This window comes from Kordia sp., assembly GCF_965283645.1.
Classification (GTDB): Bacteria; Bacteroidota; Bacteroidia; order Flavobacteriales; family Flavobacteriaceae; genus Kordia.
On record NZ_CBDIPG010000001.1, the window covers coordinates 4,536,507 to 4,551,533 of the forward strand.

Annotated in this window: 10 protein-coding genes; all 10 read right to left on the reverse strand. The window is 32.9% G+C overall.

Going from position 1 to position 15,027, the window contains the following annotated elements:
- Position 1: 1 nt before the first annotated feature.
- Genes ACQ654_RS20050 through ACQ654_RS20095 form a run of 10 tightly spaced genes read right to left on the reverse strand, consistent with a single transcriptional unit; the run spans position 2 to position 14,682 of the window.
- Positions 2-5,197 carry an amino acid adenylation domain-containing protein gene (locus ACQ654_RS20050; RefSeq protein WP_430412123.1) on the reverse strand — a complete coding sequence of 1,732 codons (5,196 nt, stop codon included), beginning with the start codon at positions 5,195-5,197 and terminating at the stop codon, positions 2-4.
- A 32-nt stretch (positions 5,198-5,229) separates the two neighbouring features.
- On the reverse strand, positions 5,230-7,110 hold the full coding sequence (locus tag ACQ654_RS20055) for a lanthionine synthetase LanC family protein (protein ID WP_430412124.1): 1,881 nt from the start codon (positions 7,108-7,110) through the stop codon (positions 5,230-5,232).
- Between the two features lie 31 nt (positions 7,111-7,141).
- Positions 7,142-8,023 (reverse strand): DUF6734 family protein, encoded by an 882-nt coding sequence (locus tag ACQ654_RS20060; protein WP_430412125.1) that lies wholly within the window; start codon positions 8,021-8,023, stop codon positions 7,142-7,144.
- Positions 8,020-9,423: a nucleotide disphospho-sugar-binding domain-containing protein gene (locus ACQ654_RS20065; RefSeq protein ID WP_430412126.1), complete on the reverse strand. Its 1,404-nt coding sequence runs from the start codon at positions 9,421-9,423 to the stop codon at positions 8,020-8,022. The genes ACQ654_RS20060 and ACQ654_RS20065 overlap by 4 nt, the downstream gene beginning before the upstream one ends.
- Before the next feature lie 25 nt (positions 9,424-9,448).
- A complete protein-coding gene (locus tag ACQ654_RS20070) occupies positions 9,449-10,105 on the reverse strand; it encodes a hypothetical protein (RefSeq protein WP_430412127.1) in 657 nt (218 codons plus the stop codon).
- A 14-nt stretch (positions 10,106-10,119) separates the two neighbouring features.
- Complete coding sequence (locus ACQ654_RS20075; RefSeq protein WP_430412128.1) at positions 10,120-10,830, reverse strand: aspartyl/asparaginyl beta-hydroxylase domain-containing protein; 711 nt, start codon at positions 10,828-10,830, stop codon at positions 10,120-10,122.
- Between the two features lie 15 nt (positions 10,831-10,845).
- Positions 10,846-11,676, reverse strand: a complete 831-nt coding sequence (locus ACQ654_RS20080; protein WP_430412129.1) for an aspartyl/asparaginyl beta-hydroxylase domain-containing protein — start codon at positions 11,674-11,676, stop codon at positions 10,846-10,848.
- A gap of 14 nt (positions 11,677-11,690) precedes the next feature.
- Positions 11,691-12,392 (reverse strand): thioesterase II family protein, encoded by a 702-nt coding sequence (locus ACQ654_RS20085; protein ID WP_430412130.1) that lies wholly within the window; start codon positions 12,390-12,392, stop codon positions 11,691-11,693.
- Positions 12,393-12,406: 14 nt separating this feature from the next.
- Positions 12,407-14,002: an MBL fold metallo-hydrolase gene (locus tag ACQ654_RS20090; RefSeq protein WP_430412131.1), complete on the reverse strand. Its 1,596-nt coding sequence runs from the start codon at positions 14,000-14,002 to the stop codon at positions 12,407-12,409.
- Positions 14,003-14,061: 59 nt separating this feature from the next.
- Entirely contained in the window at positions 14,062-14,682 is a 621-nt protein-coding gene (locus tag ACQ654_RS20095; protein ID WP_430412132.1) for a 4'-phosphopantetheinyl transferase family protein, read from the reverse strand.
- Positions 14,683-15,027: the final 345 nt, after the last annotated feature.

Genomic DNA, 15,027 nt, shown 5'->3' on the forward strand with positions numbered 1-15,027 from the left:
TTTATGTTTTATACTTTTTTGCTTTTTTAAATCGTTGTTTTAATCTTTCTTTTCCTTTGGCAACAATTTTATCATCACGTTTTAAATTTTCGGAAGTTTGTTTTCCTTTTGTTAAATGTGATGCCAACATTTTTATGGTTGGATATTTAAATGCATCTACTACGGAAACTTCTCCAAGATTGGCTTCTGCAATTTGACTGACGACGTTGACAATTTTGATAGAACTTCCACCTAATTCAAAGAAGTTTTTATCTGTACTGATGTATTGTTTTTCAAGACCAAGTACTTTTGACCATATGTCTTCTAAAGTAGCTTCGACTTCATTTGTCGGTTTTACCGTTGTTGTTTCTTTCAGAAAGCTCTCAGGTCTTTCAAAACGGTTTTTATCAATTTTACCATTGCTTGTTAATGGCATTGAATCGAGTTTGTTGAAAAATGCAGGAATCATGTAGTTTGGCACTACCGTAGCCGCCCAACTTCTAAAATCATGTTCGTCAACTGTAGTTTCTGAAGTGTAGTAAGCACTTAATACGTGCTCATTACCAAGTTTATAAGCTATAACAGTTACATTGTTTACAGTAGCGTACTTGCGTAAGCATTCTTCAATTTCTTGTAGCTCTACACGATGACCACGAATTTGTACTTGTTCGTCCAATCGACCAAAGTATTCCAGTTCGTTATTAGAGTTTATGCGTGCCAAATCGCCTGTACGATATAGTTTTTGATTTTCATTAGATGGATCATTGATAAACTTTTCATTGGTAAGTTCAATATTGTTGAGATATCCTTTACTCAATCCTTTTCCACCGATGAAGAGTTCGCCTTTTACGCCTTTTGGTACTATATTTAAATTGGCATCTAAAATCACAGCTTTTAAAGTTGGAATCGGTTTTCCTATGCTTTTAGAATTGCTTTCAATTTCCGTTTCCCCAATTTCTTTATAAGTTACATGCACAGTTGTTTCAGTAATTCCATACATATTTATCAACCTTGTTTCAGGGTATTTCTGATGCCACGTTGCTAATTGCTTTGGCATAAGTTCTTCACCGCCAAAAATGACATATCGTACAGCAAGATTAGCAACAGTCTTTGTATTTGCTACTGTAGAAAGGTTATAGAATGCAGAAGGCGTTTGGTTAAGTACCGTCACTTTTTGCTCTGCCAGTAGCTCATAAAATTTGAATGCATCTTTTCGAATATCTTTTGGAACAATTACTAAGCTTCCACCAAAAAGTAATGCCCCAAATAGTTCCCAAACAGCGAAATCAAAGTTGTATGAATGGAATAATGACCAAACATCTGTATCGTTAAAATCAAATTTATTTTCAGCATTAAAGAATAATCGAACTATATTTTCATGAGAAATAGAAACTCCTTTTGGTGTTCCCGTAGTTCCTGAAGTGTATATGATATATGCTTCGTCGCTTGGATGTATTGAAGCTTTTTTGAAACCTGAAACCTCTTCTTTTTCAATAGATTCTATCGAAATTGTTTTTATAGAACTATCAATGTTTGTAAATGTCTCACTTGTTAGCAATGCTGATGATTTGCTATCTTTTAAGATGAATTTTTTTCTTTTTTCAGGAAGTGAAGGATCAATGGGCACATATGAACAACCGTATTTTAATATACCAATAATAGCAACAATCATTTTTATAGATGGTTCAAATTGTAATGCAATTGGTTGATTTTGAGGAATGTTTTCTTTTGTTAAATATGCTGCTACTTGATCGGATTTTTGGTGTAATTCTTTATACGATAGAGTTGTGTTTTTGTACACAATAGCAGTATTACCTGATTTATTTGTTGCTACAGTTTCAAAAATATCACAGATGGTTTTATTAGGATACGCTACGTTTGTATGATCTAAAAGTGTTATTAACGCTGTTTTTTCTTCTTTTTGAAGACATTCAACGTTTGACAGTGTTTGAGCTGGTTGTTGTACTATATTCTTTAATAATGTATTGAAATGCACTGTAAATTGTGTAATGTTTTCTTTTGAAAATAGATCAGTTGCATATTCAAAACTTCCTTGTAATGTTTCTTGTAGGTCAACAATTTCTAGCCAAAGATCAAACTTACTGTATCCTGTATGTAAAGGTTGTAAAGACGCATTCCAATTGAGCACATCGAAGTTTGGAAGTTTCATGTCTTGAAACGTAAATACAACATCAAAAACGGGTTGACGATTTATGATTCGTTGTTTTACAACAGAATCTACCAAATCTTCAAAAAGATATTCTTTGTTTTTGTAGGCACCAGCAATTTGCTCGCTAACTTCGTTTAAAAAGTCAGTGAATTTTTTGCCTGATTCTGGTTGTGCTCTCAGTGCTAAAATATTGATCATCATTCCAAAACCATTTAGAGATGATTGCGTATTTCGTATTGAAGCAGGTACGCCAACAACTATATCTTCTTGTTGGCTATATTTTGAAAGCAATATATAATAGACGCTCAATACTAAAGTGTGCACAGTTACATTGTGTTCTTTAGCTACCGTTCGTATTTGTTGCGTTAGTGTAGCATCAAGTTCAAATGGAATTCGATCGCCTTTTTCACTTTTTTCTGTTGGACGATTGTGATCTAAAGGTAAGTCTAGTATAGGAATGGAATCATTAAATTTTTCCTTCCAATACGTAGCTTGTGCTTCATATGCTTTCGTATTTCTAAATTGTTCTTCTTTTGCAATATATTCTTGAATGTTAAAATCAATAGTTGCTATTTCGCCGTTATTGTAACATTGGACAAATTCTCTATATAAAACACTCATGGACAATCCGTCAGCAATAATGTGGGGAAGATCAATAATCCAAGTATATTTTTTTGCTTCATGTTTAAATACTGCTGATCTGATTAATGGAGCAGTTTGCAAATCAAATGGTTGTACAAATGCTTTTGTTTTCTCAGCTACATCTTTTTCGTCTACTTCTTCATAAGAAAGTGAAAACGGTATATTTTCATGAATTTTTTGTGTTGAAATCATGCCATTTTCAACAAATGTTGTACGAAGCGAAGCATGTCTTTGAATGATAGTTTTCAGTGTATTCTCAATTTTCACTTTATCTAATTCTCCAGAAATGGAAAGTGCAATTGGTATATTATACGCTAACGAAGTAGGATTGCTTTTATATAAATAATACAATCGTTTTTGCGCAGAAGATAATGGGAAAAACTCTTCATGAGTTATGATTTCTTTTGAAGTGTTTTCAACTGGGTTTTCATTAATAAGTCGATTAATCTCTTCTGTTAATTCTGAAATTAAAGAATATTCAAATACTATTTCTACAGGCAACTGAATGTCAAATTCATCCGAAAGTTTTATGGCGAGTTCCGACGCTTTTAAAGAAGAACCACCAGATTCAAAGAAAGTTTTTGATGTATCAATTTCTTTTAAACCAATAATTTGTTTCCAGGCATTTTTTACTGTTGGAAGGAGCCGCCGACTTGGGTTTTCTGGATCATCACTTGTTTCTGTAACATTCGTTTTTGGCGTAACACCATCAAGTTGAATGATTTGATCTGTAAATTCATTGTTTAGAAATTGTTTTTCCAGTACAAAGCGTTGCACTTTTCCACTTGTTGTTTTTGGAATTTTCTTTACAGGAATTATTTTTGAAATATTGATTCCGAATATGGAAGAGACTGTTTCATTGGCAATGGTTGCTAATGCTACTAATGCATCTCCTTTTTTACGTGTTTGTATAAAAGCACCTAGTTTTTGTGTTTTTTCTATTTCATCATAAAATCCGAAAGCAATTACTTTTCCCAATTCTAGTTCATCATTTTTTCCAGCGAGTTTAAACTCAATATCATGACCGTAAAAGTTCATTCCGTTGATAAATATGACATCTTTAACTCTTCCTGTTAAGACAAGTTCTCCGTTGTCAATATATCCTAAATCACCTGTGTCAACCCAACCTTCGTCATTAATCAATTTAGCAGAAATTTCAGGATCGTTGTAATAGGATTTGGTGACATTTTTTCCTTTTATTTCAATTTTACCAACAGTTCTGTTTGGGACTATTTTTCCATCAATTCCAACAGCTCTCATTTCACAATCATTAACAACGGTTCCGAGTTTTACAAGTTTTATAGCATTTTCTTTATCTGTACTACTCGCTACTTTTTCTCCAATAATAAGTGAACTTCTGTCTATATATTCACATTCCATCGGCGTTGACAAGTTAGATATGGAAACACATAAACTCGCTTCGGCTAAACCGTATACTGGCGTAATTACGTTTGCTCTGAATCCGAAAGGCATGAAAACTTCAGTAAATTTTTTGCTTAAATCAAATGATATTGGTTCTGCTCCATTGAAAATGTAGCGCAAACAAGAAAGATCTAAATTGTTGGCATCTTCGGGCTTAAAATATTTTAACACATAACTGTATCCGAAATTTGGTGAAACGGCAGTTGATATGTTATTTTCTGATATTTTATCGAGCCATATATTTGGTCTTCTGGTAAATACTTCCGTTTGCATTAGGTATTGATTCCAACCTGCAATAAAGGGACCGAAGTGAAAACCAATAATTCCCATGTCATGTGTAAGCGGCAACCAACTTAAAAAACGTTCGCCTTCTGGTCTTGGTTCAATTCCATCTCGCATGGCATATACGTTCACTACTAAATTTTGGTGCGATAATACAACACCTTTTGCTTTCCCTGTAGAACCTGATGAGAATTGTATAAATGCAATATCTTGTTCGTCCGGATGGTGAATTTCTCCTTCTCCAGTAAGTTCGTATATCGAAGCTTCGTCAATAAATTGAGTAACTACTTCTCCGTATTTTTTATGTTCTTTTTCGCTGTGTAAATGGTCTAGCAGTTTATCTTTTATCTTTTCAGAAGATATGAGGTAGGGTTTGTTTAGTTTTTCCCAAACATTGATAAATTTTTGTTTCAGGTTTTCATTATTTGCATTTGCTAAAGGAACAGGAATAATTCCTCCAAGAATACATCCCCAAAAAACAGGGACAAACGTTTCGTTAGACGTTATTTGAAATAAGAGTTCGTCACCTTTTTTTATTCCTTGCGATTGCAAATTGAATAATACATTTTTTGCCTGCTTGAATAATTCAGGATAGGAAACATACGTTTCTTTTCCTCCAGCACCGATATAGGTAATTCCTAAGTTTACTTCAAGATTACTTCCTCTATCTATCAGTGCATCTACCAAATTTGTATATTTCATTGTTCCCCTTTTTACTTATTTATCATTGTTTATTATGCCCAAAGTTTTCCATCAACCGGCTTCAAAATTCCATTGTAAGCCATATCAATTGTGATTCGGGTTAACGCTTTTTTGAGTCCGACTTCAAAATTTATATGATCATCAATAAATAACGCTTTCCGTACTCCGTATATAACTTGAATACCTTGTCCGGCTAAAAATTGAGTTAACTGTGTAATGACATTTTGAATTGTATTTCCTGTGATGAAATTGACGTAGATAAGTTTTATCATCTGTAACGATGTTTGATGAATTGTTCCTTTGTCTGTCATTTGCAACATAAACGTGTCAATACCATAATTGATAAAACCTTCAAGTGAATGTTCATTAGGGTTTGTGAGATCAATTTCTTTCATGTTAGACACTTTAACCATCTTCATGTCTTCAGTAGTAAGTACTAAATTTTTGTTTAGCACAATTTCTTCTGCGTCTGCGTAAGCTTCAGAGAAACGTTGTTGCATCACTATTTTTTGAATCCATAGCAATACATTGTTCCTGTTTGGTGTAAACATTTCAAATTGTGCTTTTTCCAATAAGATTTCCATTTGTGAGGAAACATCTTCTAGCGTAGCGACTTTGTTATACACACTGTATAGAAGCGTTGTAAAGCTTGCACTGCTTTTTCCCTCATTAAGAAAGGTTTCAAGTTCTGTCGGAGCAACATTGGCTAAGTATGCTAAACTTTTTGGAAATGTTCGTTGAAGTAGCAAACTTTTTACATGCTGAGAATCTAAATTTAATACCGCTTTTTCCGAATTACTTTTTTCTAATATTGGGCAATACACGGACGATTTTATTTCATCACTACTCAATTCAAAACACAGCAGCGCTAAAGCAATTTGATCTTGACAATTTTTCATTTGATCGAGCAGAAGTGAGCGTGCTTTTTCTTTAAAATCGTTGTTCTTTAGCTTGTTTCCTGCATAAAATAAAGTTTGAATTTCCCCAAAAAATTGTGCATCAGTGGTATAGATTAAATCTTCACTTGCTAGTTTTTCAGCAATTGTAAAGATGTTATTCAATTGTTGTGAGTTGCTCGATTTTTGCGCACTAACTACGATGCCACTACTTCCCTGTTTCCAAGAATGGTTGGAGTAGTTTGAAGAAAAGGCTTGATGTTCATCATTTTTATATGTATTTATATAGTAAAGAAATTCTTCTTTTGATGTTATTTTCTTCTTATAATCTCCCCAATTTTGATGTACCGTATTCCATTGTGCATTTTCATATTCCGTTGCCCAATGTGCTACAATATTGAATGCCTCATTGTTGAAATATGAAGCCAATTCTCTAAAAACAAACGAAATTCCTGCAGTTCCTTCTGCAAAGTCACACAAACCTTTTACATGTTGCGCACTATGATCCCAATAAGCTCCATTGTCGGTAATAATGGCTTCTTGCATTATTTTTTCGGCATATGTTTTAATGTATGGTAAAATCCACTCTTGGGTAGAAGCTTCGTGTAAATGGAGTAGCGCCAACAATGTTCCTGCTCTTCCTTTAAAAAGTCCGTTTGTAATTTCTGGAGCATGTAGAAATTCAGTATTGCAATCTTTTGCTATTTTCAAAGCATTGTCAAGATACGCAGTTTCGTTCGTTACTTTTGAAACTTGTATGAGTGCAAATACCGTTTGCATACGACCTTGATACAAACTGTAATCTTTGGAAGTACTGGAATTATTTTGCTCCAATAGATTACCTGCCAGCGCGTGTAACATTGGAAGGTATTCTTTTTTATCAGCGAGTTCAATTGCTTTTATGACTAATTGAATGCGATTAACTGTTTCGGCAGTTTCAAATTGGACAGTTGTGATTTGCGTTTCTATTATGGAAACGGCTTTGTTGTGTAATGCTATTTGTTTGTTGTTATTCATTACGAATAAGTGCTTTTATTTTTAAAGTAAATTATACAGTTAAGTTTTTCAGTAATTCGTCAATGCGGAAATACGCCTCGGGATGTTCTGTTAAAAGTTTATGAGCAACGTTTTCATTAACTTCTAACGATTTTTTGAAAACACCTATGGGATGAATGTATTTTGTTTTACTTGGGATGCCGCTAAACTGGGTTAGATCAAAATTATTGGGTTCGTCAAAGTAAGATGAGATGTGTATTCCTTTTTGTTTCGCCATATAGAAATACAACAATTGTTCATAAATCATGTTGAAAGGACCTTTGGTAATTTTGTCCATATGATTCATGTTATCATTTACAAATTTGAATGCTGTTTTTGTGTATTCTTGAATAAAATCTAAATCATGTCCACCAAATAACCCTGCATTAATTGCTGTTAAAACATCTTCATTAGGTGTTAAATTTTTTAATACTTCAGGAATGTATTCAAACGCGTTTAATACTTCAGAAAGATGCGAATGGTATACTGGCATGTTTACTTCAAAGCTTTGCACGTATAATGCAGCGTCTTTGACTTTGTTTGTTATATCTTCCCAAATGAATACATCACCATCTGCATGTATAAAAGGTTCTTTTTGAATGCTGTATGCGTATATTTTTCCCAATGCCCAAAGATCTTGCGGATAAGGATTTAATTCGTCCAGTGCAACGGTTACCTTTGTGTATGGAAGTTTTAGGGTATCTATTAATATTTTTTTTCCATATGCATCAGTAACTAATTCTACATTGTCAAAATACTTTCTGAATTGCAAACAACTCAATGCCCAACTCATATATAAATATTTTTTGTCTAACCAACCGCCACTAAATCTTTCTTCAATACCGGAAGATTGTGTTTGCATAGGTTTGGACCAAAAACTTTGAACTATTTTCATATTGTCTTAATTAGTGTGTGTGTGTGTTCTAAAAATTGTTCAACGATGTGTGCATGTTTTGCGGCATCTTGCGCGTTTTTATACTTTTCTTGCATTTTTAGAATATTTTCTTTGAATGATGATTGATTTAGAATGTGTTTTATTTTTTTCGTTACTTCTGTGGTCGCTTCTTTTCTAATGTTTGCACGAAGTCCCATGCCGTGATATGCAACTCTTGCTGCATTTCCATTTTGATCATAAGGCAATCCTAACGTGTCTACAAGCATTGGAACACCATTAAAAATACATTCGTTTACAGAGTTGAGTCCACCATGCGTTACCATGAGGTTCGTTTTTTTGAGTATTTCCAATTGTGGCACTCTTTCATAGATGTATACATGTGATGGAATAGTTCCTAACGAGGTTTGATCAAAGTTTTTTCCAACAGAAAGCACCAACATACAGTTGTCTAAGTTTCTAACAGCATCGATTAATTTTTTGAAAAATGTGGTTCTATCATGAAACCATAACGAAGCAGAACTTCCGAGTGAACCATAGATTATATGTTGTGTATTCTCTAGTGAATTTAATACTTCTACTGTGTTTATTACTTCAATAGTCTTGTTTTTGGAAACCGTTGTAAAAGCACCTGTTCGTTGCTGGTCTATAATTGGGCAAAGATGGTATTGATCTGGAATGTTTCTTCCAGGGAAATCAAATGCTTTTTCACATAAAACCAATTCTTTTACACCTTTAATTCCGACATAAAATGCTCTAGACCGATCAATTTTATTTTTTGGAAAACCAGTTTGTTTAATTAATAGATTGATAAACGAACTCGGATCGTATCCTCTGAATAGTATTTTATACCATGTGTTAACCATCCATCTTTTTAAATAGTAGCGCTTCCAACTGAGTGAAATTTTAAGGTTTCCAAGCGTAGAGTCTTCTGGCATTAGTGTAGAAAAAACGCCTGGATATTTTGGAGTTCGGACACTACTTACCGTAGTTTCTAACATTACAATTGGAATGTCAAATTTTTGCAGACTGAAATAGTATTGAACGTATGAATAATCAATAATAAATAGATCAGGTTTTTCACGATCAATGAGTTGTTGTATTTCTATTCCTTCTAAAAAAATGTTTTTTAGTTGTTTGGTTTGAGCAATAACTTCTTTTAAAATTTTAAACGGTCTTGTATAATCATTTTCATCTGCAACTGTTTGTCCTTCATGTTTGTAGTAACAATCTTTGAAAACTCGTTTTAGTGGAAAACCTTGTTTTTCTACATAAGCTTTTTGCGATTCATTATGACTTAAATACGTAATGGAATGCCCTTTTTTTTCTAGTGCGCGTGCAATAGCAAAGGTCGCATTGTAGTGACTTGGTTGATTGAATATGATGAAACAGATGTTAGCCATATATGGAGTAGCAGTAGGTTATATTTTATTTTCTGAATAGTCTCTTTAAACGCAGGTTTACTATTTTGAGTCCTTTTTTGGATAGTTGCAGTAGTGATTTTGGTTTTCCGAGTTGTTTTCTTCCGTCATATTTGGCTTCTTCGGCAAAAGGTCCGTCTGCATCTGTATAAAACATGAATACCTGTATTTGAAATTCTCCCGTAAAAGGTTCACGCCAATGTGTCATTTCGTTTCCTCTGAACACTAAAAAATCTCCTTGTCCCATAACAGCTTCTTTGGTTACGCCCTTATCGTCAAGTAAAATATTCCATCCAGTTTTAGGATTGCATCCTAAAGTTAATGTGGCACTAATAGTAGAACTTTCAGAATCTTTATGTCTTCCTAATTCTGCACCTTCTCTATAGACGCAAGACAATGAAAACATAGGATGTAAGTTGTATCCTGTGATTTTTTCTACAATAGGTTTTAAGGATAGTAAAATACTGTCTCCTAGTTCGTTACCATATTTTATTTTTCGAGCATTCAAGTTGTAAAAACGACTGTCCAACGTTTGTCGGTTTTCACTCATTAGGAAATACTCAGAAAATGCTTTTATGGCTTCTTCGTCAAAAACTTTTTCAACGACAGCGTATCCATTTTCTCTAAAAAAGGCTGCTTTTTCTTTGTGATTTGTATCTAGCATATTGTTCAAGTTGACTATTTAAGTTCTTTTTCTTCCCAAGCTTCATATAGTTTTTTAGGAATTTTTACTTGACTAGATTCTCTAATTTCTTTGACAACAGCTTTGTTTAATTGGTCAATTTCTTCAGGAAGCGGTCTTAGAAATTCAACCAACAATACAACTCTTGTTTCATCAGTATTGTTATGTACTTCATGAATATAACTGTCATCAAATATTAGGGCTTCGTCCATTTTCCATTGGTGTTTATCGCCATCCACTTTTAACCAATAATCATCACCATTTTGAGGAAGAATGATTGGTAAGTGACATTTAATAACACCACCATATGGACCTCTATGTGGTTTAATGTGTTTTCCTGGTGAAAGGATAGAGAAGAAGCAGGTAATTACATCTGGAATTTTAGAAATAATCTCAAATGTTTTCGGCATTCTATCTATGGTTTTTTTGTTGGTTTCGCCATATGCCATTAACCCAATAATTCTCCAGTCGTCATGTCCTTCTGTTTTATCTTCCGATAAATCTCTTAGTGTAGGTAATTTTTCTACCGCTAATTCTTTAATGAAGTTTTTATATTCTTCGGTAATGACTGCGGTATTGTTTTCCAATTCTTTTGCCCATGCAAAGGCATCAGTATTAAATACAGGATGATCGCCTACTAAAGAGTTTGCTTTCACTATTTTTTCCGCCTTTAGGAGTTTATTGTATTCACTCTGAACGTTTTCCATAATTTCTAGTTGGTTTTAATTATTTATTGGTCCTTTTCTTATTAATAAATCGGTAACTTCTTGTGCTTTTTGTTGAATTTTGTAGTTATTGGAAGAGGTTGCTATTTCATCTAACCAGCCAAAGACAAGTTCACTTGAAACATTTCTGTAAAAATGTATTTTGGAGAGTATGGATAAAATATCGTCAAAGTTCATTTCATTAATGATTTTTGAGAGTCCTTTGATGTAGCCTAGCTCTTCGTCCTTTAACTGTTCTCGTTGGTTAATTTTTGGTGTTAAATTTGGTTGGTAATTTTCCGAATTCAGAAATAATTCTTCAAATGGAATATCTGGTGCAAAGTCAATAACTAAATTGATGCGCTTTGCTTTTGAAAAGTTTGCTGCACTGTGAATTTTTCTTCCTTCTATAAACCAAATTTCCCCTTTTTGCATATTGTACACGATGTCTTCTTCAGAAGTAAGTGCGTGTTCATTAATTTTTAATGGAATGTGAATTCGTGTGAATCCTTTTTTAAATTCTAAATAGTCTTTATGTGGAATAATCAATCCATTGATACACATAAAAAGGCGAACCGTTTTTATGTATTGTTTTTTAAATGTGCTTTCTAGAAGTTCATTGATATATGATAATTGCTTTCCGTATTGCGTAGGCTTTACATGTGCATTATGCTCTATTGACAGGTGATCATCTTTTAATCCTGAACGATTCCAAAGCATACACGTTTTCCAAATTCCGGATGCATATTCACTGTAAGAATCATTAAACTCAAAAGTATCTATCAATTTGAGCTCTTTGTCCAATAAGTGTTCTTCAAAATTTACTTTGCCTATTATTTTTGATTCCATTTTTTAAACCTGTGTTAAATTGTATGGGTTTCTAATGTTTGACTGATATAATTGAGTACTTCTTCTTTCTTTTCGTTGATGAAAAAATGACCGCCATCAAACTGTTTAATGACAAACTTTTTATTAGTTATAATTTCCCACTTTTGTAAATCATCATTAGTGAAAGCGTCATTAATACCATTTAGAATACTAACTTCTGTAGGGATACTTTGCGACATATTTTCCTTAGGAATGTAGCGTTCCACCAATTTATAATCGCTTCTGATGATAGGTAAAAAAAGTTTAGATAATTCTTCATTTTGAAAGATTTCTTTTGGAGTTCCTTCTAAATTCAGTAATGTATTTTTAAATTCTTCTTCTGGGAGTTCATGTACAAAATTATCTTCTTTAATTTTCGGGAAACCTCTTCCTGATAAAAAAAGATGCTCAGGAACGCGTTCATTTTCTTTGATTAATTTTGCGGCCAATTCGTATGCAATTAAGGCGCCCATACTGTGTCCGAAAAATGCAAAACGCTCTCCTAAATCACCTTTAATCTTATGGTAGAGATCGTCAATAATTTCATCAATTGATGGATACAATGGTTCTCCAATTCGCGTACCTCTTCCAGCGAGTTCCGTTAATTTTAGATTGATATTTTCGTTTAAGTGTTTTTTCCATGAAGCAAATACATAAGATGAGCCACCAGCGTAAGGAAAACAAAACAAGTTGATCATAATTAGGTCTTTTCTTAGTATAAAAGTTCTTTTTCACCAAAGAGTCTTTCAGCAATTATGCCTCTTTGTTTACAGGTTTCAAGTAGTTTATCAGATTCTACAATTGGAATCGATTCTTTTGTGTATTTAATACTACTTATAAATTCTAACCAAGGTTCTAATCCCATAGCATATACATAGACTTCCTTAGGATTAAAAATGTTTACTAATCCCATTCCTCTATTAAAATTAGATCCAGAAAGTCTTCTGGAATTGTCATGCGATCTTTCTATAGGAGTATCTAATAAAGGACCGTATAACCAGCTTAGTGGAGCACCTTGACATTCCATTCCCAAGAATAGTACATCAATATCTCCAACAACATCAGTAACTCGTTTATATACATTGGGTTCTATATTGCAAGAATCAGCCATGAATAAAACTGAGAATTCACCTAAGTTTACATGAAAGCATAACTTGGATTGAATGTCTAAATCGCAATGTTCTCCTAAAAAAGGCAATCCTGTAATATTGCATGCGTCAAATGGCAATGTTTCCATTTCACCCAATTCTATAACGTTATCAAATCCTATAGCATTTAGCATTAATTTCAGATTTGGATCTTGCATTTTTCCAATATTACTTTTGGGAACAATGATGTTTTTTACTTTGTGTCGAAGTGGCAATAATGTTTCGAAAAGAATATGATCTTGATGGTTATGTGTAATTAAAATATAATCGATTTCATCTGGAAGGTCAATGTCTGAAAATCTTGAAACATCACTTTCATAACCGTAATAACTAATTATAGGATCTACTAGAATATTGATGTCTTTTGTTTCTATATAAATACAGGCATGTCCAAAATAGCGCATTCGTATTTTGTCGCCTTCATATTTTTCATACTTTACAGGTACTTCTGCTGTGAAAAGATTCATAAAAAGAGCTTCTTCCTCTTCTGAAAGTTCTAATAGCTCTAAGATTTTTTGAGGATCATTTGGTGTGCGTTTCATTTTAGCCAATTGATCTATGAGAGGGCTTTTAAAAGGAATTTGTAGTTCTAAAACATCTTTCTGTTTTAATCTTGGTGTGCTTAATACAAAAGGACGTTCGTCATTTTCTGTTAACCAAATTGCAATGCTTTGCGAGTTTTCTTTGTAGTACTTGCTTTTATACAATAACGGCTCAAAAAAGCGATACGAAATGTTATGATTTAAATCGTATAAAAGCTCAACATACCCTTTTAATGCTTCGGGAATTTGTTCATAAACATCTTCTAAAGAATGCCCATTATTATGATTTTTTAATAAATCGCCTAACTCATTAATTGCTTGCTTAAAATTGAGTAAATCTTCCTGATTACGGCATGTAGTTTCCTTTAAAGTTTTAACATCAGTAACTCTATTTTCAGGGAAATCCATAAAAGGACCACCGAGCATTTTAGGGTTTTTCACGGCAGCAGCATGAATTTGAGGAGATTTTATATACGAATCCATGATTTTCAAATGTCTATTGGTGACATTCATAGCTGCAGTTGCAGGAGAAATTAAATGTGGCCAAGCATACCATTTTTCGAATAGAGGCTCAATGACAACATTTGGTTTTAGGTAGTATGTTTTTTCTAACGACATTAATTTCTTTATTAGTTTAAATTTGGGGTTAATTTTTGAATGCTTTTCGATAAAGCTGTTTATGTTTTAACTGAACTTTTTTTTAGCGTTTCATTATTGTAAAAATTGACTTCAAGTAGTTTTATGGAGCTTTCCTTATCAGGAGCAACACATAAGCTTGCATTTTCAAAAAGATGCAATAGTTTTAATTGCCATGTGTTATCATCAATACGTGCTTTATTTTCTAAGATTTCATTTGCATATATTCTTCTGTCATCAGCTTCACTAATACTTTCTTTTATAGTCCAGAAATCAAAGAATGTTTGTATTGGTTGCTCAGAATCGTGAATTATTTTCCAGTGGTCTGCATTCATGATTTTCTTAAAATCGTTAAAATCTATCGGAGTATAATTTTCTACATCAATTCCTACTTTAATATTTTTCGCTATTGCGGAAACAATGTGATTTTTTGAGTACGAAATATTAAAATCTAGTTCGCCATCTAACATTGGTCTTTTGTAATTATTGTATTGTATCGCGTTTAGGATATCATTATTACTGTCAAAAAGCCAATGCCCATCTTCCCAAAACTTATAGGTTTCGTTTTTTTTACATAGCTCAGGAGAAAGTAATTTCAAATATTCTTCCTCTGGTAATGGAGGTAATTTTTCTTGTAGTTTTGTGAAAAAGATGACTATCAATGGTTGTGTTTTAAGATTTGGCTATAAGGGTTTTGAGTCATGAAATCATAAATAATTCGTCAGTTAGCGTACATGTTTGTAAATATTTTTTGAAGGAAAATATCTTTAGTAACTAAAAGGTTAATTTTATTTATAAATTTCTTTCCAAATATTATAAAAGAGCAAGTATACTCTTTAGTTAATTTTAGTACAGAAAAGGAGATGTTTGTAGAAGATTCTAAAAATAAATTGAAGATATTTTTCTTCTTATCGAGATAAAGTATACAAAACATATCAGTAGCCTAAATTTTAATCAATGATTAAATTAAATTTTAAAACACAGCTTTGCCAACACCTTTAATTACG